The organism is Corynebacterium faecale (assembly GCF_030408735.1).
In the GTDB taxonomy this organism is placed as follows: domain Bacteria; phylum Actinomycetota; class Actinomycetes; order Mycobacteriales; family Mycobacteriaceae; genus Corynebacterium; species Corynebacterium faecale.
Genome location: NZ_CP047204.1, coordinates 2,594,959 through 2,621,226, shown reverse-complemented (window position 1 = coordinate 2,621,226; position 26,268 = coordinate 2,594,959). Strand labels below are relative to the sequence as shown.

The 26,268-nt window shown below is 60.0% G+C and carries 20 protein-coding genes; 13 read left to right on the top strand and 7 right to left on the bottom strand.

The window, feature by feature from the left end:
• The first annotated feature begins 8 nt into the window (after positions 1-8).
• From CFAEC_RS11900 to CFAEC_RS11875, 6 genes are all read left to right on the top strand, one after another.
• Positions 9-1,280 carry a TtfA family protein gene (locus CFAEC_RS11900; RefSeq protein WP_290279918.1) on the top strand — a complete coding sequence of 424 codons (1,272 nt, stop codon included), beginning with the start codon at positions 9-11 and terminating at the stop codon, positions 1,278-1,280.
• Between the two features lie 64 nt (positions 1,281-1,344).
• A complete protein-coding gene (gene pyrE / locus CFAEC_RS11895) occupies positions 1,345-1,899 on the top strand; it encodes an orotate phosphoribosyltransferase (RefSeq protein WP_290277091.1) in 555 nt (184 codons plus the stop codon).
• Positions 1,844-2,563 carry a TrmH family RNA methyltransferase gene (locus tag CFAEC_RS11890; protein ID WP_435384234.1) on the top strand — a complete coding sequence of 240 codons (720 nt, stop codon included), beginning with the start codon at positions 1,844-1,846 and terminating at the stop codon, positions 2,561-2,563. Before pyrE ends, CFAEC_RS11890 begins: the two co-directional genes overlap by 56 nt.
• A gap of 88 nt (positions 2,564-2,651) precedes the next feature.
• Positions 2,652-3,869, top strand: coding sequence for a glycoside hydrolase family 76 protein (locus CFAEC_RS11885; protein ID WP_290277089.1), 1,218 nt, complete (start codon positions 2,652-2,654; stop codon positions 3,867-3,869).
• A 274-nt stretch (positions 3,870-4,143) separates the two neighbouring features.
• On the top strand, positions 4,144-5,178 hold the full coding sequence (gene fbaA / locus CFAEC_RS11880) for a class II fructose-bisphosphate aldolase (protein WP_290277088.1): 1,035 nt from the start codon (positions 4,144-4,146) through the stop codon (positions 5,176-5,178).
• A 108-nt stretch (positions 5,179-5,286) separates the two neighbouring features.
• Entirely contained in the window at positions 5,287-6,465 is a 1,179-nt protein-coding gene (locus CFAEC_RS11875) for an FUSC family protein (RefSeq protein ID WP_290277086.1), read from the top strand.
• Here the strand turns inward: CFAEC_RS11875 and CFAEC_RS11870 are convergent.
• The gene (locus tag CFAEC_RS11870; RefSeq protein WP_290277084.1) at positions 6,462-7,313 is read right to left on the bottom strand and encodes a diacylglycerol kinase family protein; all 852 of its coding nucleotides are present in this window, start codon (positions 7,311-7,313) and stop codon (positions 6,462-6,464) included. The two genes, CFAEC_RS11875 and CFAEC_RS11870, sit on opposite strands and share 4 nt — an antisense overlap.
• 120 nt (positions 7,314-7,433) lie before the next feature.
• On the opposite strand from CFAEC_RS11870, the gene CFAEC_RS11865 reads away from it, so the two are divergent.
• Entirely contained in the window at positions 7,434-8,723 is a 1,290-nt protein-coding gene (locus CFAEC_RS11865) for an adenylosuccinate synthase (protein WP_290277081.1), read from the top strand.
• A gap of 385 nt (positions 8,724-9,108) precedes the next feature.
• On the top strand, positions 9,109-10,830 hold the full coding sequence (locus CFAEC_RS11860) for a DUF5635 domain-containing protein (RefSeq protein WP_290277080.1): 1,722 nt from the start codon (positions 9,109-9,111) through the stop codon (positions 10,828-10,830).
• Positions 10,831-10,919: 89 nt separating this feature from the next.
• On the opposite strand, the gene CFAEC_RS11855 is transcribed toward CFAEC_RS11860, so the two are convergent.
• Complete coding sequence (locus tag CFAEC_RS11855) at positions 10,920-12,104, bottom strand: amidohydrolase (RefSeq protein ID WP_290277079.1); 1,185 nt, start codon at positions 12,102-12,104, stop codon at positions 10,920-10,922.
• A 94-nt stretch (positions 12,105-12,198) separates the two neighbouring features.
• Between CFAEC_RS11855 and purT the strand changes: the two genes are divergently transcribed.
• From purT to CFAEC_RS11840, 3 genes are all read left to right on the top strand, one after another.
• Positions 12,199-13,425: a formate-dependent phosphoribosylglycinamide formyltransferase gene (gene purT, locus CFAEC_RS11850; protein ID WP_290277078.1), complete on the top strand. Its 1,227-nt coding sequence runs from the start codon at positions 12,199-12,201 to the stop codon at positions 13,423-13,425.
• Between the two features lie 90 nt (positions 13,426-13,515).
• Positions 13,516-14,589, top strand: a complete 1,074-nt coding sequence (locus tag CFAEC_RS11845; protein ID WP_290277077.1) for a hypothetical protein — start codon at positions 13,516-13,518, stop codon at positions 14,587-14,589.
• 17 nt (positions 14,590-14,606) lie between these two features.
• Positions 14,607-15,599: a hypothetical protein gene (locus CFAEC_RS11840; RefSeq protein WP_290277076.1), complete on the top strand. Its 993-nt coding sequence runs from the start codon at positions 14,607-14,609 to the stop codon at positions 15,597-15,599.
• On the opposite strand, the gene CFAEC_RS11835 is transcribed toward CFAEC_RS11840, so the two are convergent.
• Positions 15,596-16,132: a GNAT family N-acetyltransferase gene (locus CFAEC_RS11835; RefSeq protein WP_290277075.1), complete on the bottom strand. Its 537-nt coding sequence runs from the start codon at positions 16,130-16,132 to the stop codon at positions 15,596-15,598. The genes CFAEC_RS11840 and CFAEC_RS11835 overlap by 4 nt on opposite strands.
• Positions 16,133-16,334: 202 nt before the next feature.
• A complete protein-coding gene (locus CFAEC_RS11830; protein WP_290277074.1) occupies positions 16,335-17,702 on the bottom strand; it encodes an FAD-dependent oxidoreductase in 1,368 nt (455 codons plus the stop codon).
• A gap of 528 nt (positions 17,703-18,230) precedes the next feature.
• On the opposite strand from CFAEC_RS11830, the gene pta reads away from it, so the two are divergent.
• Together pta and CFAEC_RS11820 are read left to right on the top strand one after the other, a co-directional pair.
• Entirely contained in the window at positions 18,231-19,613 is a 1,383-nt protein-coding gene (gene pta / locus CFAEC_RS11825) for a phosphate acetyltransferase (protein WP_290277072.1), read from the top strand.
• Between the two features lie 4 nt (positions 19,614-19,617).
• Positions 19,618-20,814 carry an acetate kinase gene (locus CFAEC_RS11820; protein WP_290277071.1) on the top strand — a complete coding sequence of 399 codons (1,197 nt, stop codon included), beginning with the start codon at positions 19,618-19,620 and terminating at the stop codon, positions 20,812-20,814.
• 107 nt (positions 20,815-20,921) lie between these two features.
• Here the strand turns inward: CFAEC_RS11820 and CFAEC_RS11815 are convergent, their stop codons facing one another.
• The 3 genes from CFAEC_RS11815 to CFAEC_RS11805 are packed head-to-tail and all read right to left on the bottom strand — an operon-like array spanning position 20,922 to position 25,829.
• The gene (locus CFAEC_RS11815; RefSeq protein ID WP_290277068.1) at positions 20,922-23,420 is read right to left on the bottom strand and encodes a serine/threonine protein kinase; all 2,499 of its coding nucleotides are present in this window, start codon (positions 23,418-23,420) and stop codon (positions 20,922-20,924) included.
• Positions 23,410-24,471 (bottom strand): transporter substrate-binding domain-containing protein, encoded by a 1,062-nt coding sequence (locus tag CFAEC_RS11810; protein WP_290277065.1) that lies wholly within the window; start codon positions 24,469-24,471, stop codon positions 23,410-23,412. The genes CFAEC_RS11815 and CFAEC_RS11810 overlap by 11 nt, the downstream gene beginning before the upstream one ends.
• A complete protein-coding gene (locus CFAEC_RS11805; protein ID WP_435384286.1) occupies positions 24,471-25,829 on the bottom strand; it encodes a GlnX family signal transduction membrane protein in 1,359 nt (452 codons plus the stop codon). Before CFAEC_RS11805 ends, CFAEC_RS11810 begins: the two co-directional genes overlap by 1 nt.
• Between the last annotated feature and the right edge of the window lie 439 nt (positions 25,830-26,268).

Below are 26,268 nucleotides of genomic sequence, written 5' to 3'. Positions count from 1 at the left end.
GAGTTGTGATGGAAACACTGGTGTTGCTCATCGCCGCTCTCATCCTGGCGGCCGGTATCGCTTTGTGGACGGCAGATGCGCGTTCCAAAAAAACGCTTGTCGACGCCCCACCCTCCCCGGAACCGGAACGGTTCCCAGGCGCTGAGGTTGCACCGAGCCCAGAACCTGAACCAGACCTGGCTCCTCCGGTTCCGGACAAAGCCAGTGCACGTTATGACGAGGGCGAACAGGACCTCGATAACGAGATGGAAGCCGACCTGGTCTCAGTGCCGGAGGTCTCCGAACCTGAGCTGGAGATCCGGGATCCCGAACCAGCCCCCGCGCCGACCCAGGCGCGGGAGGAGAGCCAGGGGGGCGTCGAGAAGCACTCTTTTTTGCAGTCACTACCCGGGAGCCAGCGGCGCGAACGCAAACAGTGGGCATCGCGCCACGGTTTCGATTTCATCCGCGAGGATGCCTTTCTCACCGATGAATGGTCCAGGGGGGCGGCGTCCACCGGTGCGGTGGCACGGGATGTGGCCAGCGGGATGGCGGAAGGCTATGAAACCCACCTGGTGGATCTCGCCGGGGTGCCGGTGATGGCGATGCGTCGTGGTCGACACTCCGAGGTTGTCATTGATGCGCGCCGGGAGACTCTCGCCGTTGACCCTGTTCGCAATGATTCCGATGACCTGGCGGAAGTGGATTCCTTTTCCGGTTTCACACTGCTCAGCAACATGGCCGGGGTGGCGCAACGCTTCGTGGATGAGCGCGTGCGGGTGGCGTTCGAGGCGATGCCGGAGGCGGTCACCGCCGTGTGGTTCGAGTCAGACTGGGTGCTGGCTGAAACACTTCGTGGCAGCACCGCCGATGATTGGGAGGATATGTTGCGGCCACTGGCGTTGCTCACCGATGCCTCCTTCACTCTGCCTCCTCGCCCGCAGGAGAAAACCGTGGATCTCAGGCTTCTCCATCCCACCCGTTCCCAGCCGCCGGCCTCTGATAACCCTGAGCCCGCCGTGCCGGAGGAGACAGATGTTGATCTGACTCAGCCACTGGTGATCCGCCCGGAGGAACCGCTCCAGATGCCGGTGCGTGGTGTGCAGGAGAGCAGGGGAGTGGTGGAACCGCGGGCACTGGGCGCCGATGACGTTGATTCCATCGCCGATGGCCGACCCACCCCCAACCCCAGGGATTACCACGGCACCCGGGTGATCAGGGAGCTGGACGGTGACTCCAGTATCTTTGACGATTCCGATGAAAACACCACCCCACCTGGGGATTGGGACCGCAACTCCTGACGTGTCCACCCCGGGTTCTATGCTTGACTGACTACTTCAATAAACAAGGGAAGGGACTGGCTTCATGTCTGCACCTCATGTCAACGTCGAACTCCGCGCGGAATTGGCGGAACTGATCAAGGAACTGGCTGTCGTCCACGGAGAGGTCACCCTGTCCTCCGGCAAGAAGGCCGATTATTACATTGATGTCCGCCGGGCCACCCTGCATTCCCGCGCCTCGCGTCTGATCGGCCAGCTGCTGCGTGAAACCACCTCTGACTGGGATTTCGACGCAGTGGGGGGTCTCACCCTGGGTGCTGATCCGGTGGCCACCGCCATCATGCACGCTGATGGCCGCGAGATCAACGCCTTCGTGGTCCGCAAGGAGACCAAGAAGCATGGCATGCAGCGTCGCATCGAGGGCCCGGACATCGTGGGGAAGAAGGTTCTGGTGGTGGAGGACACCACCACCACCGGCAACTCACCGCTGACCGCCGTCGAAGCCCTGCGTGAGGCCGGAGCCGAAGTCATCGGTGTGGCCACCGTGGTGGACCGCAACACCGGTGCGGACAAGGTCATCGCCGATGCCGGTCTGCCCTACCGTTTCCTCCTCGGCCTCGACGACCTTGACCTTGGATAACGCAGCCTCGGTTCCGGGTCCCACCGAATGGGGTGAATCGCGCGTGGGCAAAGGCCCCTGGGAGGATGAGAACCCCGGGGTGCCGCGTCCCACTGATCCGCGCTTCGACTCTGAGCTGCTGGAATCCGGCGACCGCCGCAACGTGGTGGATGCCTACCGTTATTGGACCCGCGAGGCGATCGTGGAGGACATTGACACGCGCAGACACACGCTGCATGTGGCGATCGAGAACTTCGAAAATGATGCCAACATCGGCACGGTGGTGCGCACCGCCAATGCCTTCGCGGTGGACACCGTTCACATCGTGGGCAGGCGTCGGTGGAACCGGCGAGGCGCCATGGTCACCGACCGCTATCAGCACCTGGAGCATCATCCGGATGTGCATTCGCTCCTGGTGTGGGCGCTCCGCAATGATCTCACCGTGGTGGCGATTGATAACACCCCGGGATCCATACCGATCGAGACCGCGGAACTGCCCGAGAAATGTCTTCTCCTCTTCGGGCAGGAGGGCCCTGGAGTGACAGAGGCGGCTCGTGAGGGCGCATTGATGACCTGTTCAATCGCACAATTCGGGTCCACCCGGTCCATCAATGCGGGTGTGGCGGCGGGTATTGCCATGCACACCTGGATCAGACAACACGCAGATCTGGCGGATTCCTGGTGATTCAGCGCTCCGGAAAGTTAGGATTTCGTTATACTTCTAATCGTTACCTACTTTCCACGGCACTAGTCCCGGAGGCTCAATCATTTAAGTGTTAGATAAATGGGTCAACCGCGCTGATCTCGCTGAATCAGCCATCAACGAGCGTCATTCCGCTCGTGTCTGGGGCATGCCCCGGACCAACCTGGGGTATGTGGCATGGCCGGCCAACGCCAAGGAGAAACTCTTCGTCCATTGGCACTACTGGTGGCAGGCACACTACCTCGACTGTCTGATCGATGCTGCCCGTCGACGCACCACCAAGGCCCGCCGGGATCGCATCCGTCACACCATGCGCGGCATCGCCGTGCGCAACGTGGGGAAGCTGACCGCCAACAAGTATTACGATGACAAGGCATGGTTGGCCCTGGCCATGGGGCGGTCCGGTCGGGTACGCAAGATCCGGGTGCCCAAGGCGCTCAAGCCGTTGGAGTCGAATATCGTCGCCGGGATCGATTCCCTCACCGGTGTGCTTCCGTGGCGCTCCGGGGAAACCTTCTACAATGTGCCCTCCAATGGGCCGGCCGCGATCATGATGGCGCGCACGGACCGCCTGGAGCAGGCCATCTCGATCACCGACTGGATCTTTGACAACCTCATCGATATGGATGGCCTGGTCATGGATGGCCTGCGCATGCGGATGCACGGTCCCGAACTGGTCCGCAACATCCACCCCTACTGCCAGGGAGTTGCGTTGGGAGCCTGCCTGGAGATCGCCCTGAAACTCCGGGAACGGTCAGGGGTGTCCACCACCGATGTGGGCAGCTGGCGGGATGCCGATAAATCAGAGGATTCACTCCGGTACATCGCGCATATCCGTGCACTGGTTGATTCGATCTCCCGCCACATGGCCAACCCCCACGGCGTGATCGACTGGGATACCGGTGATGGTGACGGTGGCCTGTTCAAGGGCATCCTTGCCCGCTATCTCGCGGATGTGGCGGTTCGCCTGCCGGATGATTCCGCCGCAAACCGGGAGACACGGAAGAAAGCTGCCCGGATGGTCATCGAATCTGCGGAGAGTGTGTGGAACCACCGCCTCGAGGTGGATGGTCTCCCTGTCTTCGCCACGGACTGGACCGCGGATGCCCGCCTGCCCCAGAACTTCGGTATCGGCTCCTCCGGAATTAATGAGATCGTCAGTGTGGTTCGCGTGGATGAGCGTGATCTGTCGGTGCAGTTGTCCGGTTGGATGCTCATGGAGGCTGCTGCCAAGGTGGCGGAGTATGTCACGGGGAACCGGGATGAATTCACGGGTCGTTCGGTTTAACCCCCCGTTCCCAGTGCGAACACCCGCGTTGACCTGCAGGTTCGGGGAAGGCCTGGACTAGGGGAATAATCACAGCGCAAAAATGGCGTGATGCGGGCATAATTGAGTGCAGGCAGTCGCTGGGACCACAGCAGGTGTCTGATCAGACAAGATCGGACATTTAGCTGAGTGGTTGCAGCGGTGCGCACACGTGTGTCCGGGGGAGTCCCGACACACATCGATTCTGACATGACAGTGTCTGAACAAGACAGTCAGCTTATAGAGGAGACTTTCTATGCCAATCGCAACTCCCGAGGTCTACAACGAGATGCTCGATCGCGCCAAGGAGGGTGGCTTTGCCTTCCCGGCGATCAACTGTACCTCCTCGGAAACCATCAACGCTGCGCTGAAGGGCTTCGCTGAGGCGGAGTCCGACGGCATCATCCAGTTCTCCACCGGTGGTGCTGAGTTCGGTTCCGGTCTGGGCGTGAAGAACAAGGTCAAGGGTGCTGTCGCACTGGCTGCTTTCGCACACGAGGCTGCCAAGAGCTACGGCGTCAACGTTGCTCTGCACACCGACCACTGCCAGAAGGAAGTTCTGGACGAGTTCGTCCGCCCACTGCTGGCCATCTCCCAGGAGCGCGTTGACCGCGGCGAGCTTCCACTCTTCCAGTCCCACATGTGGGATGGATCTGCTGTCCCAATCGATGAGAACCTCGCCATCGCGCAGGAGCTGCTGGCCAAATCCAAGGCAGCCAACATCATCCTCGAAATTGAGATCGGCGTTGTCGGCGGCGAGGAAGACGGTGTTGAGGCCAAGGCTGGCGCCAACCTCTACACCACCCATGAGGACTTCGAGAAGACCATCGATGCCATCGGCACCGGTGAAAACGGCCGCTACCTGTTGGCCGCCACCTTCGGCAACGTCCACGGCGTGTACAAGCCAGGCAACGTGAAGCTGCGTCCTGAGATTCTCCTCGAGGGCCAGCAGGTTGCCCGCAAGAAGCTCGGCCTGTCCGATGACGCCCTGCCATTCGACTTCGTCTTCCACGGTGGCTCCGGCTCCGAGAAGGAGAAGATCGAGGAGTCACTGCGTTACGGTGTCATCAAGATGAACGTGGACACTGACACCCAGTACGCCTTCACCCGTCCGGTCGCATCCCACATGTTCGAGAACTACAACGGCGTTCTCAAGATCGACGGTGAAGTGGGCAACAAGAAGGCCTACGACCCACGCTCCTACCTGAAGAAGGCGGAGCAGTCCATGTCCGAGCGCATCATCGAGTCCTGCCAGGACCTCAAGTCCGTGGGCAAGACCACCGCGAAGTAGAAAACCGCGCTCCTGCACCACATTTGATTCACCACACGTCCGGTTCCCGATGGGTAATTTTCGGGGACCGGACGTGTGCGTTTTTCAAATGACACTACTGTTGATTCCATGGCCAAGAAGAAGCTCGGGACCATTGCCCGACTCCATGAGATAGACACCTCACTCCGCAACCGCCTCATCCGCGTCCGGTCACGCGTGATGTTTATTCTGCAATCGGCGATCGGCGCGGGTGTCGCGTTCTGGTTCGCGGTGGAGGTTGCAGGCCATCCCCAGCCCTTCTTCGCGCCCATGGCCTGCGTGATCATCCTCGGTCTCTCCGGCGGTGACCGGGTCAAACGCGCCACAGAACTGACCCTGGGGTGTGCCCTGGGCGTGGGCCTCGGTGATCTGCTGGTCATGCAGATCGGATCGGGATACTGGCAGATATTCCTGGTGGTGCTCGCCGCCCTGACCGTGGCCTCATTCGTGTCCAAGGCCCCTCTGGTGAGCAACCAGATGGCGGTCGGCGGCATCCTCATCGCCACAATCCTGCCGCCGAGTGAAGGCGGTGGTCTGGACCGCATGGTCGATGCCCTCATCGGCGGTGTGGTGGGCATCCTGGTCATCGCGCTCCTGCCGTCCTCGCCGCTGCGCGCCGGCCGGCAGGAGGTGGCCAACGTGTTGGGCATTGTCTCCAGTGTGCTCGACGACGTGGCTGATGCTTTGCGACGACAAGACTCCCGCGCCCTGGACCAGGCCCTGCGAGCAATCCGTAACTCCCAGACGGATGTGGACAAACTGAAGACCGCCGCCTCCTCGGGCAAGGAACAGGCCACATTATCCCCATTTCTCTGGAGCAACCGTGGGCGGATCAGATCCCTGTTCCGAATCCTCTCACCGGTGGACAACTCCATCCGCAACAGTCGTGTGCTCGCACGCCGGGCGTTGGTGCTGACCCAGGACGGGGATGAGGTCAGCACGGATCAGATCGAAGTCATCGAAGAGATCGCAGCAATCGCCCTGAGCCTTTCCGATCTCTACGAACGACACCGTGAGATCAGCGAAGCCACCGAGATCCCCGAACTGGTACGCCGACTGCGGCATCTGGGTGCGCGCGTGGGCACCGACATCGCGGAGGGGCGTGTCCTCTCCGCGCAGGTGATCCTGGCCCAGTCGAGATCAATCATCGTGGATCTACTGCAGATCTGTGGCATGTCCAGGGAATCCTCCGTGGCGGTTCTGGTGCCCACCTCTGACAGCCCCGCCTACCCGCCTGAGGTGTGGGTCGAGGAGGACGAGGAGGCCTAAGGCCTGACTATCTGCAGGTCACGCAGATGGCGGTAGAAGGTGACACGTTCAACCGCCCGCTTGCGGGGCACCCCGTCCACTGTCACCCGCAGCGATGGGCCACCGGCCTGGAGGGCACGTCCCGTGGACAGACTCTCCGGGATTACGGTGCCCGTCGGCCTCTTCAGCAGGCCTTTCCTGATCTCAGTGCCGGGCAGGGGTGTGTCCATGGTGACCGCCGCGATCCCCGGGGCATCCATCATCGGAACCAGCCGGGCGCCGAAGACGCCGCGGCGGGGGGACTTCGGGGAGGCTTCATGACGAATGATCACGCGGTCATCCACGATGATCTCCCCGGTGATCTCACCCGGCTCCCATTCCGTGATGGAGGCAGAACCAGCCACGGCGATGGCTGCGTCATCACGGATGGTGGGCACCGGCCGTACAGCACCGGTCAGGGCGAACGCCAGCGCCTGAGAAGGATCGGTGGGCAGGCCCCAGTTCTTCGCTGCGGTGGAATCACCAAGGGGCACATAGCCCACCTCTGCCCAGAGATTATCTGCACGCATCAAACGGGTGATCACAGCGGACAGGGCGGCATCGGAACCAATCACCACCACGCGCAGGATCCGGTCAGGCTGTTGGGGTGCGGGCTGCGGTGTGCCGAGGTGCGCCACATCAGGTTGTTTGGCGATCTCATCCAGGGAGGGGGTCGGGTCGTGGGGGAGGACGTCGAAGGCGGCATCGTCAAGCATCTTTAAGTCACGCCGCGTGGGCACAGCCGGGAGGTCAAAGACCTCCGGCACCACCGGAGCTTCCGAAAAATCGGTGATTGAGGGGGCTTCACAACGCAGAACCAGAAGACGCATATCTCTAACCATAGTATTTCAATTCCGGGAAACGGCCCGGTGCCTAGTAGTATGGAATAACGTCGAAGTGCGTAGACTCGCGCATGCTCCAACTTCACGGATCGGAAGTGACGTAAACCAATGGCTGCAATCGTTATTGTCGGCGCCCAATGGGGCGATGAAGGCAAGGGTAAGGCCACGGATATTCTCGGCGGACTCGTCGACTACGTGGTTAAGCCCAATGGCGGCAACAACGCCGGACACACCGTTGTTGTGGGCGGAGAGAAGTATGAGCTGAAGCTCCTTCCCGCCGGTGTCCTCTCCGAGACGGCCGTCCCCATCCTGGGCAACGGTGTCGTGATTAACCTGGAGGCACTCTTCGAGGAGATCGACGGGCTCGAGGCCCGCGGTGCAGATGCCTCCCGCCTGCGTATCTCCGCCAACGCCCACCTGGTGGCTCCTTATCATCAGGTCATGGACCGGGTGCAGGAACGATTCCTGGGCAAGCGTGCCATCGGCACCACCGGACGTGGCATCGGCCCGACCTACCAGGACAAGGTCGGTCGCGTGGGCATCCGCGTGCAGGACATCTTTGATGAGTCCATTCTTCGCCAGAAGATCGAATCCGCACTGGATGTGAAGAACCAGACCCTGGTCAAGATGTACAACCGCAAGGCCATCGTGGCCGAGGAGATCGTCCAGTACTTCCTGGGTTATGCCGACCGCCTGCGCCCGATGGTGGTTGACTCCACCCTGATGCTCAACCAGGCACTCGATGAAGGCAAGCATGTTCTCATGGAGGGTGGCCAGGCCACCATGCTGGATGTGGACCACGGCACCTACCCGTTCGTGACCTCCTCCAACCCGACCTCCGGCGGTGCCTGCGTTGGTTCCGGTGTCGGTCCGACCCGCATCACCTCCACCCTGGGCATCATCAAGGCCTACACCACCCGCGTTGGTGCAGGTCCGTTCCCAACCGAGCTTTTCGACAAATGGGGCGAGTACCTCCAGACCGTCGGTGGCGAGGTCGGCGTCAACACCGGACGCAAGCGTCGCTGCGGCTGGTATGACTCCGTGATCGCCCGCTACGCATCCCGCGTCAATGGTTTCACCGACTACTTCCTCACCAAGTTGGATGTGTTGACCGGCATCGGTGAAATCCCGATCTGTGTCGCCTACGAGGTTGATGGCGTGCGTTTCGACGAAATGCCCATGACGCAGTCTGAATTCCACCACGCCAAGCCCATCTTCGAGACCATGCCTGCATGGGACGAGGACATCACCGGTTGCCGCACCTTCGAGGAACTCCCGCAGAAGGCCCAGGACTATGTCCGCCGCCTTGAGGAACTCTCCGGGGCACGGTTCTCCTACATCGGTGTCGGCCCTGGCCGTGACCAGACCATCATGCTGCACGATGTGATGGCTTCTTAGGACGATCGCGGTAGGGGTTTTTACCCGCAACCCAACCTGCCCCCTGAAATCATGAAAAGCATGGTTTCAGGGGGTTTTTCCATGACAGAAGTTGGTCGGTGGGCGATTGGCTAAAAGAGCAGGCTGAGCATATCCATGATTTCCCCCTCCAGCCCGGTTCCGTGAAACTTTTCAATCCGGGGCACAGGTCGACCGATCTTCATCTGCGTGCTCCTGAGGTGTCGCTCAGGGTGAGGGCTACTGTTCCCATTTTCTGGTGGGAGAGAAAGGAAAGCAATGAGCGCAGTGGAAACCCCTTAATCTCACAAGGTTTCGCCTTTTGACGATTCCGTGTGAGATTAAGGGGGTGCCTAATCTAACAAAGATTGAAGTATGCTGGTGAAACATGAGGGAACATGGGTTCTTAAGACGCAAAACAGTTGAGAAAGAAGTTCAACTGATTCTGGGCAGTGAGAAGCAGGGCCGTCTCACCCGAACAACGGAAACTCAATCAGTAGATCTGAAGGAGGAAGCTGGCCGACGTAATGGTTCAGCAATCGAACCTGGAAAGGCCGAGAATTCTCAAGCCGCGATCCAGCTGGCAGATGAATCAGCCTGCATGTCGAATTCTCCGGGTGGCGGAGCACTGATCGTCGGGGTGGAGGACCGGACCGGGCAGGTGATCGGCACCGAGCTGGACCAAGACTGGCTGCGGCATAACATCTTTCAAAAGGTTGGAATTGCCCCTGACATCATTGTGGAAGAGATTGCTGGCCACCGGCTGTTAGTCCTGTATATCGCGGAATCACGTGAGCCGGTGGAAGACACCAAGGGACGGATCCGATGGCGGGTCGGCGACCACTGCACCCCGGTCGATCGCGCGCAATGGTGGGAACACCGCGATGAAGCTGTTCAGAAAGACAGCATGGCAGAAAGTTCCATGGTCTCGGTTGATGCTGTGCGTCCGCAGGCCATGGAGCTGGCGAGGCAGTGGTTCGATGCTCCTACTGCCTTGGATGATGAAGAGATTCTGCGCAGGACAGGTGCTCTACGCTCAGATGGAGCCCTCTCCCAAGCCGGTTCCCTCCTGTTCACTACAGCGGGACGTTCATTTCTGGACTTCACCGAATTTGATGTGCCGGGAGGAAATGTGGCCAATTATATGGCGATGAATCCTGAGCTCTCACTCCTTGAACAACTCGCAGAGATGGAGAAAGTCATCTCCGGTGTCAATACTGCGATCACGGTGGAGCGTGGTTTTCATCATGAACAGGTCCGGCGTATCCCTCCTCTGGCGATCAGGGAAGCACTGCTCAATGGAGTCATCCATCGGGACTGGAACCGGAATGCTGCCACTGAGGTCCGGTGGACGGATCTGGATAGTTCACTCAGGGTGTTAAGTCCCGGTGGCTTTCCCGGAGAGGTGAACGCCGGAAATATTCTCAGTAACAGGGAAGCGAGATATCCCGCCCTGGCCGACTTGTTCCGCGCCCTTGGTCTTGTGGATAAGCAGGGTGTGGGTGTTGATCGAATGTACCGGGACATGATCATTTTAGGTCACCAACCTCCCCTGATCACGGAATTGCCGGGGCAGTACGTGGAGTGTGTTCTTGTCGGGGGTGAGCCCGTGTCGCCGATCGTCAACTGCGTGAGAGCAATAACCCCATCTGCGCGCCAGCAGGACTTTCGTGTGGCCATTATTCTGCATCAACTTTTGCACAGGTCATTCATCACAGTGGAAATCCTCACTGGGGCACTCCAGGCGGGAGCGCAGGCTGCCCGTGTGGCTTTAGAGACCGCCCGTCAGTCCACCGTGCAGGCGCAACCACTCATCAGGCGATATAAAGACGTGTGGATACTGGGTGAAACTGCCCGGTCACTGGTGTCCTCTGCCTATGACCCCGACAGTGCTTTTCCCTTTGTTGCCTATCTGTCTACGGTTCAAGAGGAGCAGTCGCGCGTGGTCGATGAATGGCTTGTGAATCATGATGCCATCACCACGGGAGATCTTGCGGAACTAACCGGAACAGCGCGGGGAACCGCCAAGCGCACTCTTGAGACACTGGCAGAGAATGGCGTGGTGGAGCCTGTGGGCAAGGGGCGGGCATCTCGCTACGAAAGGGTCTAATCTCACAAGGTTTCGCCTTTTGGCGATTCCTTGTGAGATTAAGGGGGTGCCCAATCTAACAATCCTGTGTGGGGTCGGGGGAGAAGAGCTCAGTCCCGGATCAACCAGGCAGATGCAGCAGCGATGAACGCTTCCAGGCTGCGGTCCAGGGTGGGTTGGATCGCCGGGGCGAAGAAGGGGGAGTGGTTGCCGGGGGCATTCTCCGGATCCTCGTAGCCACCCACGAACCAGAACACATAGGGAACCCCGAGGGCATCAGGGATCACGGAGAAATCCTCAGAGGCGGTGGAAGGTGGAACGACCTCATACTCATCTCCAAACACTTCCGTGAAGGCGTCTGCGACCACGCTGCGGGCATCGGCATCGTTGAAGGTCAGGGGTGCACGGTCATAGTATTCAAAGGTGGGTTCCTTCGGGGAGCCGGCAGTCTGGCATTCGCTGCGCACGATCCGTTCAATGGCGGTGCGGATCTTCGCCTGGATCTCCGTAGACATGGCGCGGGTGTTGATCAGGAGTTCTGCTGATTCCGGGATGATATTGGATTTGGTTCCGGCGTTGATCGCGCCGACGGTCACCACACCGAAATCAAAGGGGGAGATCTCGCGGGCGACCACGGTCTGGAGACGGGTGATGATGTGTGCGGCCAACACGATTGGATCCACTCCCAGGTGGGGCATGGAACCGTGTGAGCCGGCACCGAAGATTCGGACGCGGATGGATTCCATGGTGGACATCACGGCGGTCTCCGGCATGGAGACCACGCCGGCCTGGGAAGCCATGACGTGTTGGCCGAGGTAGACATCCGGGATGGGCATCACGTTGGCGATATCAGCGTCAACCATCGCACGTGCGCCGGAGGCGGTCTCCTCCGCCGGCTGGAACACCGCCACCAGGGTTCCGGACCAGGCATCTCTGTTTGAGGAGAAGACATCAACGGCGCTGAGCAGGGTGGTGATGTGGAAGTCATGGCCGCAGGCGTGCATGACCCCGTGGATTTCTGAGGCGTAATCAAGGCCGGTTTGTTCGGCGACAGGGAGGGCGTCGATATCGCCACGCAGGGCCACCACCGGGCCGTCACCGTTGTTGATGATCGCCACCGCACCGGTGGCGGTGACGTCGATGAGTTGATCGATATCCATGCCCTTGAGCTCGGCACGGATCCGCTCGATGGTGTTGAACTCTGCGCTGGACAGCTCAGGGTTCCGGTGGAACCACTTGTACAATTCCTCACGCTCGGCGCGGGTGTTGGCCAGATTCTCCAGAAGTGCGTTCATAAGTCATACCGTACTATCCAGGTCCGGTGTCCGGGGCGTCCGATACAGTTGGCAGTAGCCATACTGAAACAGGTGCTCAGACGGAGGAAACCCCATGTATAAGCCAGAAAAGATCGGTACCCCACTCCAGCCCAATGCCACCAAGGTGATGTTGCTGGGATCCGGTGAGCTGGGCAAGGAAGTTGCCATCGCTTTTCAGCGTCTGGGAGTGGAGGTTCATGCGGTTGATCGTTATGACAACGCACCGGCGCACCAGGTAGCGCACTTCTCCTATGTCATTGACATGACAGATCCGGTTGCCGTCCGGGAAGTCATCAGCACCGTGAAGCCTGATTTTGTCATTCCGGAGATCGAGGCCCTGGCCACTGATGAACTGGTCAGGATCGAGGAAGAAGGCTTGGCCACCATCGTCCCCACCGCCCGCGCCGCCAAGTTGACCATGAACCGCGAAGGCATCCGTCGGCTCGCCTCAGAGGAGCTCGGTCTACCCACTTCCCGGTATGAGTTCTGCTCCAGCTTTGAGGAGTTCAAGGAAGCATCTGAGCGTCTCGGATACCCGAATGTGGTCAAACCCGTCATGAGCTCCTCCGGTAAGGGACAGTCCGTGGTCAAATCCGCCGATGACCTGGAAGCGGCGTGGGAGTACGCCATGAGTGGTGCCCGGGTAGCTAACCAGCGGGTCATCGTGGAGGAATTCGTCGAATTCGAATATGAGATCACCCTGCTGACAGTCCGCGGTATTGATCCCGCCACCGGTAAGGCCGCCACCTGGTTCTGTGAACCGATTGGTCACCACCAGGAGGATGGTGACTATGTGGAGTCCTGGCAGCCGATGGACATGAATGCGCATGCCCTGGAAAATGCCCGTTCGGTGGCTGCCCGCATCACCAATGCGCTTGGTGGGCGTGGGGTTTTCGGCGTGGAACTGTTTGTCTCCGGGGAGGATGTGTACTTCTCCGAGGTGTCTCCGCGCCCACATGACACCGGCCTGGTCACGCTGGCCACACAACGATTTTCCGAATTTGAACTTCACGCGAAGGCGATCCTCGGACTTCCGGTTGATGTGACTCTGGTTTCTCCAGGGGCTTCCGCTGTGATCTATGGTGGCGCCGATTCCATGGGGGTGTCCTACTCAGGTTTGGCAGAAGCCCTCGCGGTGGAGGAAACTGATCTCCGACTCTTTGGCAAGCCCGAGGCATTTCCTAAGCGTCGCATGGGTGTTGCTGTGTCCACCGCTGAGGATGTGGATACCGCCCGTGAGCGCGCCACCCGCGCGGCCACAGCAATCAAGGTGCACCCCGGTGGAGACAGCGTCGACTAGATGATCCCATGCCTCCGCCTGTGGCTATCAATTTTATAACATTCACCAATTTCTGTATGTTGATGAGGAACCCTGACTTAAGGTGAGGGAATGTACCGCGAAGGGATTGCCACCGGGGCCTTTGCTGCGGCCTGCCTCTTGTTTCTCTCAGCATGCGCCAGCGAATCGGATACTGAAGCTGCACCGACGGTTACTGTCACTGCTGCTCAACCATCAGCGGACGCAGTGACGGATACCGTCACCCCAGCCACCACCCTGCCTGACCCAGCTGCCACCACACCGGTGGCGGCAGAAGGTCAAACTTTCATCCGCATTGATCAAACTACCTACGACATCGGGTTGCCGGATGTGGAAACCGCCGTATTCACCTCAGGTGACGGTTCGATCCACTGCTCTTTTACTGCGGAGCACGGGCAGTACGCCTACCCGCAGCGGATGTTCGCCATTGATGAGACGGTGGGAGGATGCCTGTACGGAATGGAGGACGCGGATGGGGTAGCTGACTACGTGTCCATCACCACCGATGCCACTGTGCAGCCGACATTTGCAGAGCCACAGGACGGCATCTCCCCTACCTTCCCCACGGCCTCAGCCACCCTGGATACCGGTGAATTCGTCCACCTGGGAAAGATTGGTTGCTTCGCTCCAACCGCCTCCGAGATTGCCTGCACCAAGTTCACCACCGGTGAAGCCTTTTCTATTGATGGCAGCCCGGATGGTGCGGGGTTTGGTGAACTCAGCAATGAGCAGGTGATGGCGCAGCTGACCGATGATGCAGGCTATACCCAGGTGTTGTCCCGGGTGATTGATATCCCCTTCAACGGTGAAGACGGTGTGCGGTGTTTCTATGACACCACCGTGGAGGAACGTTATTCCTGCGTGTCCCTCAATCTTGCGGGGTGGGAACCTACAGAAGGACCCGGTCCCGCTAATATCCTGGCCTGGGAGCTGCAAGATGGCAACGCTGAATTTGTGCGTGCATTCGCAGCCAACCCGGGATTTGATCTCTACGAGTCCCGGCAACCTCTGGAACCGGGGTTGTACCGCCTGGATGATGGCCTGGTAGCTGATTATGACGGCACCAGGATCACCTTCACCACCCAGAACGGGGATTCTTTCTGGACCAATGGGCCGGACTACGGAACCCAGACTGGATCCGGATAACCAAGGGATTAAATGCCATGAAAGCCCGATGGCTCTGGGTGCTGCCCCTGGTGGCGCTCACCGGTGTGGTCTGCTCTACCTCATCGGAACGCGATATCAGGCCGGACGAAACCACCGTGGTGCAGGAACCTGAGCCTGCGACCCCCGCTGCACAACCAGGACTGCCACCGGCTTCACCCCGCTATGAGCGTCTACCTCGGGATTATTTCACGGTCCCTGATCCCGGCGTCGGAGGCCAGGTAGCCTTTTCCAGTCCTGATGGTTCCATCCACTGTGAATTCCGGCCGATGGAGGAAAATCCGCCACAAGATGGGGAACCCCCTGGCGACTGGCGTGTGGGTTTTTCCCAGGGCGCCTGCCGGTGGGGGAATCACCATCAACCGGATTATGTGGTGGCCGATAGCAATCCAGGGAACCGCCCCGGCTTTGCGGAGCAGCAGAGCTGGATTAGCCATGTCATGCCGGATTATTACACGCCTCTTGTTGAGGGGAATTATCTAGATCTCCACACGATGGGTTGTTTCACCGAAAGCGCGGATGAAATTTCCTGTCTGAAGTACCAGAGCGGCGAAGGCTTCACCATCACTAGCGCAGGTTACCAACAGCTTTCCGGGGCTGCTGTCGATGCCCGCATGGAGACCGGAGATGGGGTCACACAGGTATTCTCTCCGACACCCGTTTTTAGTTTCGCCGATGGGCAGGAGGTGGCATGTTTCCACGAACCACCGGATGAGACAGCATTCTTCTGCCAGTCCTATGGACCATCGTTATGGGAAGGCTCACTCAACCTCGTGCAGTTCGCATTATCCGAGGAGCATGTTGAGCTTGTAGGCGCGAGGGGATCCAACCCCGGCCTTGATGTTTATCTGGCGCGACAACTGGTGGGTGCGCCGAAAGCACTGGTCCTTGATCATCTGACCGTGTACAACAATGGCACCCGACTCACTTTCCTCACCCGCAGCGGGGAGGAATTCTGGGTGAGTGCGGATGCCGTCGGGGTGGGCGACTAGTTGGCGAACTTCACCAGATCAGCAGCCTTGAGCAGCATGGGGAGGTGAGGGACACCGGCATCGTCAAAGAGGGATCCGCAGACGGTGAAACCGAAGCCCTCGTAGAACTTCTTCAGTGGCTCCTGGGCGGTGAGGATGACATCCTGCTCCGGGAACTGCTCGTAGGCTAGGCGCAGTGAGTTCTGCATGATCTCCTCGGAGAGTCCTGTTCCGCGGGAATCCCTGGTCACGGCGAGGCGACCGAGCTGGGACAGGGGGGCGTCGTCAAGCTCAAGGGTGGCACCGGTGGTGGCCGCAACCTCGGAGACGGTGGTGGGGATCAGGCGGGCGCAGCCGTCAAGGGCGCTGATGCCGTCGGTGCGGCGCTGCCAGGCAAGGATGTGGTGGGTGGTGTTGGCGGCATCGACGTCCTCGATCTCCGCGTATGGGGTCTTCTGCTCGTGAACAAACACATCAACACGGAGCTTGTACAATTTGTGCAGCTCGAGGGAACTCAAGTCCGAAATGTTGGAAACAGCAAAGTAACGGGTCATGGCCAAATACTAACGTGTCTGAGCCGGAAAGGGCACTTGGAGTGAAGGGGAGAATAAAATACATTCGCCCCTGTACACGCCCCAGCAGGATCGGCTCCCGTAGCCGACTTGCTCAGAGTCCAAGTATTTGATGTATCAAGTAACATCCTGCCGGGTCAGAGACTTTTATCGCATCACCGGCATGGGTTGGGGTCGGGGCTGCCTAGATCTCGTACTCCGGGCGGGCGAAACGGACCATGTCATTCCAGTCCACGACCTTCTTGCGTTCGCGGCCTTCTGCTTCACCGGCTTTGCGCTCAGCTGCATCCAGCAGGTGCCAGCCATCCCAGGTGGTGTAAGGGACCTTGCGATCATCAAGCAACTCGATGATGGCATCGGCCGAGGGGTTCGCCGGAGCAGGCAGGGAACCGGCCGCGACATCCGCCAGGAGCATCTCGGTGGTCTCCTTGGCATCGGATTTGGTGTTTCCGATCAGGCCGATGGGGCCTCGCTTGATCCAGCCGGTGGCGTACAGGCTGGTAACCGGCGCACCGGTTGATGGGTCGAGCACGCGACCGCCATCGTTGGGGATCACTGCGCGCTCAGCGTCGAAAGGCACATCCTGGACCGCGTCGGAACGGTAACCCACGGCGCGGTAGACCGCCTGGACATCCCAGGTGGTGAACTCTCCGGTGCCGGTGACGCCACCGTTGCCGTCGAGCTGGGTGCGTTCGGTTTTCAGGCCGACAACCTTGCCGTCCTCGCCCAGGATCTCCACCGGGGATTCGAAGAAGTGGATGAACAGCTTGTGTGGTGCGCCCTTGGGGTCGCGGATCGCGTACTGCTCCAGTGTCTGGCAGACCAGGTCCTGGGACTTGGACTCGCGTCGTGCTGCCTCGGAGGCGGCATCGTAATCAATGTCCTCGGGGTTCACAATGACCTCGATGGTGGGGGAGTGGTCCAGCTCCTTGAGCTCCATCGGGGTGAACTTGGCCTGGGCGGGACCACGTCGGCCGAAGACATGGATCTCCTTCGCCTGGTTCTTGGACAGGGATTCGTAGACATTATCCGGGATCTCGGTCACCTTGAGTTCATCACCGGTCTTGGCCAGGATGCGCGCGACATCGAGGGCGACATTGCCCACTCCGATGACAGCGACCTTCTCTGCGCTGAGGTCCCAGGACCGCTCAAAGTCCGGGTTGCCATCGTAGAAACCGACGAATTCGCCTGCGCCCCATGATCCTTCCAGCTCAGCGCCCTTCACCCGCAGGTCCTGGTCACCGGTGGCGCCGGTGGAGAAGATGATCGCATCATAGAACTCGCGCAACTCATCAACAGTGATATCCCTGCCGATCTCGATATTTCCGAGAAGCCGCAGTTGTTCCTTGTCCAGGACGTTGTGCAGGGACTTCACGATGCCCTTGATGCGTGGGTGATCCGGGGCGACACCATAGCGGATCAGGCCGAACGGGGCTGGCATACGCTCGAAGAGATCAATCTGAACCTCCTGATCGGATTTCATCAACAGATCGGATGCGTAGATTCCGGCTGGGCCAGCGCCAACAACAGCGACGCGCAGAGGGCGAGACATAGACAGTTCTATTCCTTCACAAGTGGTTGAGACAATCCCAGCGCCGGTCGGGGCGATGGGCGACCGCCCTCCATCAATGGTGGCGGGCGGCCCGAGAGGCTATCAACCCTTCATGTTACGTACTTTTCCGGTGCTTATAAAGAAGTGGGCGGTTTGTTGACCGCAGCGGGAGCCCCTCTGGTCCGTGGGGTCGCCCCATCGTTGTGCGCCTGGCGCACGATGTGGGGTGGGTCGGGTGGTGTCAGAGGGGGTGAAAATGACATCTAAAACTTCGCAAAACCATCTTCGCAACTTATAACACGCAAATTTTGTTTTTGTGAAGATGGGCAGTTTGTGCAGCTCATGCGCCTATGGAAAACCTGCAGGTAGGTGATATGAAAGAAAAAGATTCAATCAGTGATGTGGTTGGGAGCCAACGGCGCTAAACTATGCGAAGAATCACAACACTTGCCATGAGTGCTTAACGGCACAGGTGTGAAAGGCTGCTGTCGAAGCTGTCTTTCCACGTTGATAGTAGAAAGGCGATGCATGTCTGACACCCCAACATCGGCCCTGATCACCACGGTTAACCGGAGCTTTGATGGTTTTGATCTGAAAGCGTTGGCGCAGGATCTTGAAGTACGACTCGTCGAGATTCACGGAGATGAATTCGACATGTCCAAGGTTCTCGCAGCAGATCTCCTCGCGGATGGTCCCGCTCTCATCGTCGGCGCGGGCAATGCTCACTTCGATGCGCAGGTTGCCGCTGCACTCGGTATCCCGATGCTCCTGCTGGTAGATCGACGCGGTGCTCACGTCAGCCTCGCCCGCACCCAGGCCAAGAATGTGGGTGCAGTGGTGGCTGCGGCCTTCACCGCTGAGGAGGAGGAAAAGCCCGATCAGTTGAAGAGGACCGTGCGCAACAACGGTTCCCTCGAGCCGGTCATGAGCGCCGCACTTTTTGAGAACTGGCTGCTCAAGCGTGCCCGCACGGAACAGTCCCACATCGTGCTCCCCGAGGGTGATGATGACCGCATCCTCATGGCCGCCCACCAGCTTCTGGAGAGGGATATCTGCGAGATCAGCATTCTCGGAGATCCTGAGCAGATCCAGGAGCGTGCCACCGAACTCGGCCTCAACCTGAACAAGGCCTACCTGATCAATCCTCTGACCGACCCCAAGGCGGAGGAGTTTGCGGAGCAGTTCATGGAACTTCGCAAGGCCAAGGGCATCACGATTGAGCAGGCCCGTGAGACGATGAAGGATATCTCCTACTTCGGCACGATGATGGTGCACAACGGTGACGCCGATGGAATGGTGTCCGGTGCCGCGAACACCACCGCTCACACCATCAAGCCGAGTTTCCAGATCATCAAGACCGTTCCCGAAGCCTCTGTGGTGTCCTCGATCTTCCTCATGGTGCTCCGTGGCCGGCTCTGGGCTTTCGGTGACTGCGCCGTGAATCCGAACCCGACCGCTGAGCAGCTCGGAGAAATCGCCGTGGTCTCTGCCCAGACTGCAGCCCAGTTCGGCATTGATCCCCGCGTGGCCATCCTCTCGTATTCCACCGGCAACTCCGGCACCGGACCTGATGTGGATCGTGCGATTGATGCACTGGCAGAGGCCCGCCGTCTCGCGCCGGAGCTCAAGGTGGATGGCCCCCTCCAGTTCGATGCCGCCGTTGACCCGGGTGTGGCTAAGAAAAAGATGCCGGATTCCGATGTTGCGGGACATGCGAATGTCTTCATCTTCCCGGATCTGGAAGCCGGCAACATCGGCTACAAGACTGCTCAGCGCACCGGGCATGCACTCGCTGTCGGTCCGATCCTCCAGGGCTTGAACAAGCCCGTCAACGATCTGTCCCGTGGCGCCACCGTCCCTGACATCGTCAACACCGTCGCAATCACCGCCATTCAAGCCGGAGGCAAGTAAAACCATGGCACTAGCACTCGTATTGAACTCCGGTTCCTCGTCGATCAAGTTCCAGCTCGTTGATCCGAAGAACCACGCCACCGATGACCCGTACGTGTCCGGGCTGGTGGAGCAGATCGGTGAGCCCATGGGCCGGATCATCCTCAAGATCGAGGGTGAGAAGATCGTCAAGGAAACCCCCATTGCCAATCACGCCGAGGGTCTTTCCACGTCCTTCGACCTGATGACGGAGCACGGTTGCGGCCCCTCCCAGGTGGATATCGTGGCCGTCGGTCACCGCGTGGTCCATGGTGGCATCCTGTTCTCCGCACCGGAGTTGATCACCGATGAGATCGTGGAGATGATCCGGGATCTGATTCCGCTGGCACCGTTGCACAACCCCGCCAACCTCGATGGCATTGAGGTTGCCCGAAAGATCCTGCCGGATGTGCCACACGTTGCCGTCTTCGACACCGGCTTCTTCAATTCACTGCCACCGGCGGCGGCGCTCTACGCCATCAACAAGGATGTCGCGGCAGAATACGGTGTCCGCCGCTACGGTTTCCACGGCACCTCCCACGAGTATGTCTCCCAGCGGGTCGTGGAGTTGATTGATAAGCCAGCTGATGAGATCAACACCATCACCTTCCACCTGGGCAATGGTGCTTCCATGGCCGCTGTCCAGGGCGGCGTGGCGGTTGACACCTCCATGGGAATGACCCCGCTGGCCGGTCTGGTCATGGGTACCCGCACCGGTGATATCGACCCGGGCGTGGTGTTCCACCTCGCCCGCAATGCCAACATGAGCATCGATGAGATCGACAACCTCATGAATAAGAAGTCCGGAGTCAAGGGTCTGTCCGGAGTCAATGACTTCCGTGAGCTGCACCAGATGATCGAAGATGGCGATCAGGATGCCTGGTCCGCCTACAACATCTACATCCATCAGCTGCGTCGCTACCTTGGTTCCTACATGGTGGCCCTCGGCAGAGTTGACTGCCTGGTGTTCACCGCGGGTGTGGGTGAGAACGCCCAGTTCGTCCGCGAGGACGCCCTGGCACACCTGGAGATGTACGGCATCAAGGTGGACCCGGAGCGCAACAAGCTCCCCAATGATGGTCCCCGCCTGATCTCCACGGATGACTCCACCGTCAAGGTTTTTGTCATTCCGACCAATGAGGAGCTGGCGATCGCCCGTTACGCGGTGAAGTTCGCAGATTAGACTGCTCAGCCACATCCCACTGACACTGAATGCCCCTCACCGACGGTTGGTCTGCAACACAGCAGAACCAGCCGTCGGTGAGGGGCATTCTGCTTGTCAGATGAAGGTCAGAACCAGGTGAACGGGCGGACCGCATTGGCCATGTCCACCAGCGCATAGCGGTGGCGGGCGAAGGGGGCGGATCTGGCCTGCACCCTCAACGCCTCGGAGATCCCCTCACGCAGACCCCGTTGGGAGAAGGGATACTCAAACAGCGGGTTCGGTGATGCGGACGCACGCAGACCACTGTCACGCAGCCAGGTCAGTCCGGCGGACATCACGGCAATTTTGATCTGGTTGAATCGTGGTTCATTGGTGGGGATCTCAGAAAGCCGGCGTGCGGCGCGGCGGATACGGGATTCGCTCAGGTTGGAACTGACCAGCAGCATGATGGTGGTGAGGGTGGCCATGCGGTGATGACGTGAGGCCTGGGACAGCTTGTCCAGCGACTGCACCGCCAGCTCGACCTGGTTTTCCGCCATGAGCTGACGCGCGAGGCCGAAGGCGGAGGACACCGTGGTGGGGTTGGTCGCCCACACCAGGGCGTAGAGGCGCAGCGAATGGAACCGCAGGATCGTGGGTTCCGTGGTGATGTGGGACCAGGTTTCCCCGAGACCGTCGAAGGTGTGGACGTCCATGTTCTCAAAATCGGTGCCCAGGGTTGCTGTTGCGCTGGCGAGTGCCGGCGGCAACAACGCGGTGTTCTCGTATCCCTGTTGTTGGAGGATCAACTCATCCACTGCGGCGAGAGCAAGCTTGGGGGCAGCTTCGCCGGGCAGAATGGTGAGCACGGTGTAGAAGAACTCCTGGGCGGTGACGTAGTCGTCGAGAAGCAGGTGGGTGATGCCGGAGAACCACTGGTGGCGCCAGTCCCGGCCCATGCGTTCCCTCAGCGTCTCCAACCACGCGAGGGCTTCGGTGGTGAATCCGAGATCCAGGAGTGCCCGGACCACCCCGAGCGGAATCTCTATGGAGTTGTGATACTGGGAGTCCTCCATGGAGGTGCGCAGTGTCTCCAGCGTTTCTGAGGCTTCGGCGTAGGACGAACCAGAGAGCATCCGTGCCCCGGGGTCAGACCTGTCGATCAGTGGGACCGGCAGCGCGGAGACGATCTCGGGTGAGGTGATGCGCACCTGGCGGTCGATGCCGTCGATGAGCTTATCGGTGCGGAACACCATGTGTTTGGTGCCGAAGGTGCTTCGCTGTGGGGAGAACAGGGAGTGCTGCGCGGGGAACTGCCTGCCATCCCGGATAGCCAGGATCTCTCGGAGCACGCCGAAGAGCTGGGTACGAAGCTCCGCCACCGAGCTGAAACGGTCCTCTGGTTTCTCTGCGGTGGCGCGCTGCAACAACCGGTAGAAGGACAGGTGGCGACGCAAAAGAGGCTGGTCATTCGGTGATGGGGTGCCGGGTTTGAGCACCCCATCCTCGACGGGCAGCTTCATGGTCAACGCGGCCAGGGTACGGCCGATGGTGTAGATATCGGAGGCCACTGAGGGACCATGCGTGGACACCTCAGGTGCCTGGTAACCCTTTGTTCCATAGATATACCCATAGGCTCCGATACCGGACACCGCGCCGAGGTCGATCAATTTGATCTGATCCTCGGTGGCGATGATGTTCTCCGGCTTGAGATCGTTATAAACCACGCCGCGGGAATGCAGGTAGTCCATGGCGGGCAGAACCTCGAGGATATAACCGATCGCCAGGTCGAAGCTCAACACCCCGTCCTCCTGCTGTTTGCGCCGGTCGTTGAGTGAGGGGCCGTTGACGTATTCCATCACGATGAACCCACCGGGCACCCGGGGATCATCGATGAAGTTGTAGGCCTTCACGATCCCGGGGTGGGTGATGTCGGCGAGGAAGGCACGTTCCGACTCCGCGGTGCCCTGATCCTGGATGCTGGCCTGGGCCATCATGCCCTTGAGCACCACGATGCGGTTGGCCACATTCAGGTCATTGGCCAGGTAGATCCATCCCATGCCGCCGTGTGCGATGACACCCAGCACCTCATACTGGTCGGCGACAATGTCCCCGGCCACCAACTGGGGCGGTTTGATCCCCGGCTTGAGCTTGGCCGCCGGGTCGATCAGGAGTTCGCTCTCCGGTTTCGGGGTGATGAACGGCAGTTCCACCATGCCGTCAGCCACCACGCGTGCCTGGCGCCTGATACCGCGCCGTTCGCGGAACGTCGAAATTGCTTCACGACGACTACGTGCACTCGGGTCGGCAGGGTCCAGTCCGGGAGTGGCCGCTGTGGCAGCGGTGGGGGAATCTGTGTCCCGGTCCGTCGCATCAGTGGATTCCGCGACCTCCGGAACGAAATGCCCCTGCGTGGCACGGATCTGATCCAGATCCCTCAGGAGATAATCCAGACCCTCACCCAGGAAATCATCGGAGTCATCCTCGTCGTCCTCATCATCGGCGAAGGGATCAAACTTCACGGATTCTGTCGGCGGAGCGATGGCCTGCTCGACTTCCTCCACGTCATCATCATCGTCGGCGAAAGGATCGAATTTCACCGCCTCGGTGGCTGGAGACACCGCTGGGTCCCTGTCATCCGACATCTGTGTCCCCTTCCTCTTCAGGTGGATTCTCTGGTTCTTCTTCCGGGCGGTACTGCAGCGATGGCGGGCCGTAGGTGTAAAGATGCTGGCCGAACCACTCATTGAACATGGACCACCAGGTGGTGTCCGCCTGGATTCTCTCCATCGTGGCGTTCACTTGCCGGACCAGGCCGCTGCTGTCCCTGCTGCCCCTGCTGGGTGCGATCACCACGGCGTAGGACTCCCAGGCCAGGATGGACGGCAGGATGCGGGTATAAGGATCCTGCGATGCGATACCCGAGAGGATGGCATCATCACCCAGGATCGCCTGCGCCTGCTGCTGTTGGAGAGCCATGAGACAATCCGACCAGTTGCGGGTGCGCATGATATCGGATGCAGGTGCCATCGCACGGGCGTGCTGCAAGGCGGTGGAACCATCCGCCACACAGACGGTGTGCGCATTGAGATCATTGATGCCCTGGACCTCGGAATTATCCATGACCAGAAGACGGGTCTGAGTGCGGAAATAAGGGGTGGAGAATTCGAACCGCCGGGCACGATCCTCGGTCACCGAGATTGAGCGGATGACAATATCCACATCCCCCTGGGACAGCGCACGGAGACGGTCACCGGAATCGATGAAACGGAAATCCACCGCCTCGGGGTTGCCGAAAATATCGCGTGCGATCTCCTTGGCCAGCTGAACCTCGAAACCACGCAACTGGCCGGTGACGGTATCCCGGAAACTCAACAGGTTCTGTGACTGATCCACACCCACGATGAGACGGCCCCGTTTGTAGATCTCCGGCACCCGATCCCTGGCCTCGGCGTCATCGGGACGGAGGGATCCCTCCCAGGTGTCGGTGATGACAGGTCGTGCCTCCACCTGACCGGGTTCCTCGATGATGGACCCCGGCGGCAGCGGCGGGCCTGCATCGGGGTTGACCCGCGGGTAGGCTTCCGGTTCCTGCACCTCAGGGGCGATGCACGCTGATAAAAGCGACGCGGAGAGCAGGGCCGACAAGGCAGCCGCACCGGTGCGGCGGGTGGGGCGTCGATAAGCTTTTTTCATCACAGGTACTCCTGCAGCCGGGGTCGGATGCCGATCCACAGGGCCACCACCGCTGCGATGGAGAGAATTAACACCGCGATGGCCACGAGCGCGGTCGCTGCCAGACCACTCTCAATATAGGCACGCATGGAAACGCGGGAATCATTGATCAGTTCCGCGAGTGCGGTATCCAGCTCATCAAAACTGGTCTGACCATTCTCGTTGATGTTCAGGGCGGTGTTCACCGCGGCGTTGTAGTCACCATTGAGCAGGAACACCATGAACTCATCATGCTGCTGTGACCAGTCCTCCATGGCATTGCGGGCCTGGAGGATCAGTTCCTGATGTTCCGGGGTCTGACCCTGCGAGGTCTGCTCATACTCCGCCAGCGCGCGTTTTATCTGGCTGATGGTGGCGTTGAATCCGGTGGTGCTTCCCTGGATGGACTGTCGGCGCACCAGTGCCAGCGTCTCCGTCGTTCGGGTCTGCTGGGCATAGATGCGCGCTGTAGTCATGGATTTGAGGGGACCGGAGGCCTCCTCAAAGCCCTTCGTGCCCGCCTGCCAGGTGGTCCAGTCTGCGGCAGCCACCCAGATGGTGGCCACCAGCATGCAGGTGGTGGCCACGGCGAAGCCCTTGTTGATCCGGCGGCGGGTGATACGCATGAGCCACCACTGCGCCACCGCCAGCATTCCCAGTGCCGCCAGAAGGCCAGACAGCGGAACCCACTGGGGGCGCATCATATTAGCCTGCTGATCAGACACCGCACGACTGGTCATGTTGTACAGCTCAGATGCCATGGGCAGGATCTCATTGCGCATCATGGCGCTGGCCTCAGCCATATAGGCCACACTCACCGGATTACCTGCGCGGTTATTCGTCCGGGCCGTCTCCACCAGCCCGGTGTAGATGGGCAGCTTGCGCTGAATCTCGGTAACCAGCTCCATCAACCGCTCATTGGAGGTATCCGCTGAGGAAGCCGTATCCGTCGCCGCAACCGAGGCACGGTCAATCGCCGTGTTGTACCGCACCCGGTTCATCGGCCCCTCAATACCAGCCTGCACAAAACCAGTGGTGGCGGTGGTGTCGGCCACGGACAGAGACGAGTACAGCACATGGGCGTTGTAGGAGACAGGCTCCGTATTGGTGATCAGTTCATCCAGATGCGTCTGCCGGGTTTCAGACGAAACCGACATGGCATAACCCGCCGCGAAGATGGCCACGGAGATGATCACCGTCATCAACGTGATCTTGCCCGGGGAGGTGGTGATGAATCCCCAGAGACGCCGCGCCACGAACAGCGGCTGTCCGAACGTCTCCTGGATGATGGCGCTGACAATACTGCGACGGGACTGATCTTCCGAGGTGATGGGATCCAACCAGTGATCCGGGGACTCCTCCGCCTCGTCATAATCATCAAGTGCCTCCCGGGACGCCGACCTATCCGGGAACCGACCATCAGACAGGGAGGACGGCACGCTATCCGCCACACGGTTGGACGATTGGTCAGGTATCCCACCCTGGGATCCTGGCCCGTCGCCCTCCCCAGCCTGGTCATCCGTCCTGTTTTCGGCATGCGCGCCGGGATTTTTGACAGTTTTCCCCGTCTCACCTGCAACTGTGGATTGCTCCCCAATTCCATCCCGCGTCATTGCTTCAGGATAGCGCGGTTGATGCCTGTGAGAAAGTAGGCGTGGATATACATTTGTGACCCGGCTCAAATCACGTCCACCGGTTACACCCAGCCGCAACCCTGAACAGGCGGACGCAGTGCCCGCATAGACCTCATACAGACCTCATGCAGGCCACAGATGGGCC

Excerpts from the sequence above, each read along its gene's own strand:
- CFAEC_RS11900 (WP_290279918.1), top strand. The coding sequence starts at position 9 with ATGGAAACACTGGTGTTGCTCATCGCCGCTCTCATCCTGGCGGCCGGT.
- pyrE (WP_290277091.1), top strand. The coding sequence starts at position 1,345 with ATGTCTGCACCTCATGTCAACGTCGAACTCCGCGCGGAATTGGCGGAA.
- CFAEC_RS11890 (WP_435384234.1), top strand. The coding sequence starts at position 1,844 with ATGCCGGTCTGCCCTACCGTTTCCTCCTCGGCCTCGACGACCTTGACC.
- fbaA (WP_290277088.1), top strand. The coding sequence starts at position 4,144 with ATGCCAATCGCAACTCCCGAGGTCTACAACGAGATGCTCGATCGCGCC.
- CFAEC_RS11875 (WP_290277086.1), top strand. The coding sequence starts at position 5,287 with ATGGCCAAGAAGAAGCTCGGGACCATTGCCCGACTCCATGAGATAGAC.
- CFAEC_RS11870 (WP_290277084.1), bottom strand. The coding sequence starts at position 7,313 with ATGCGTCTTCTGGTTCTGCGTTGTGAAGCCCCCTCAATCACCGATTTT.
- CFAEC_RS11865 (WP_290277081.1), top strand. The coding sequence starts at position 7,434 with ATGGCTGCAATCGTTATTGTCGGCGCCCAATGGGGCGATGAAGGCAAG.
- CFAEC_RS11860 (WP_290277080.1), top strand. The coding sequence starts at position 9,109 with ATGAGGGAACATGGGTTCTTAAGACGCAAAACAGTTGAGAAAGAAGTT.
- CFAEC_RS11855 (WP_290277079.1), bottom strand. The coding sequence starts at position 12,104 with ATGAACGCACTTCTGGAGAATCTGGCCAACACCCGCGCCGAGCGTGAG.
- purT (WP_290277078.1), top strand. The coding sequence starts at position 12,199 with ATGTATAAGCCAGAAAAGATCGGTACCCCACTCCAGCCCAATGCCACC.
- CFAEC_RS11845 (WP_290277077.1), top strand. The coding sequence starts at position 13,516 with ATGTACCGCGAAGGGATTGCCACCGGGGCCTTTGCTGCGGCCTGCCTC.
- CFAEC_RS11840 (WP_290277076.1), top strand. The coding sequence starts at position 14,607 with ATGAAAGCCCGATGGCTCTGGGTGCTGCCCCTGGTGGCGCTCACCGGT.
- CFAEC_RS11835 (WP_290277075.1), bottom strand. The coding sequence starts at position 16,132 with ATGACCCGTTACTTTGCTGTTTCCAACATTTCGGACTTGAGTTCCCTC.
- CFAEC_RS11830 (WP_290277074.1), bottom strand. The coding sequence starts at position 17,702 with ATGTCTCGCCCTCTGCGCGTCGCTGTTGTTGGCGCTGGCCCAGCCGGA.
- pta (WP_290277072.1), top strand. The coding sequence starts at position 18,231 with ATGTCTGACACCCCAACATCGGCCCTGATCACCACGGTTAACCGGAGC.
- CFAEC_RS11820 (WP_290277071.1), top strand. The coding sequence starts at position 19,618 with ATGGCACTAGCACTCGTATTGAACTCCGGTTCCTCGTCGATCAAGTTC.
- CFAEC_RS11815 (WP_290277068.1), bottom strand. The coding sequence starts at position 23,420 with ATGTCGGATGACAGGGACCCAGCGGTGTCTCCAGCCACCGAGGCGGTG.
- CFAEC_RS11810 (WP_290277065.1), bottom strand. The coding sequence starts at position 24,471 with ATGAAAAAAGCTTATCGACGCCCCACCCGCCGCACCGGTGCGGCTGCC.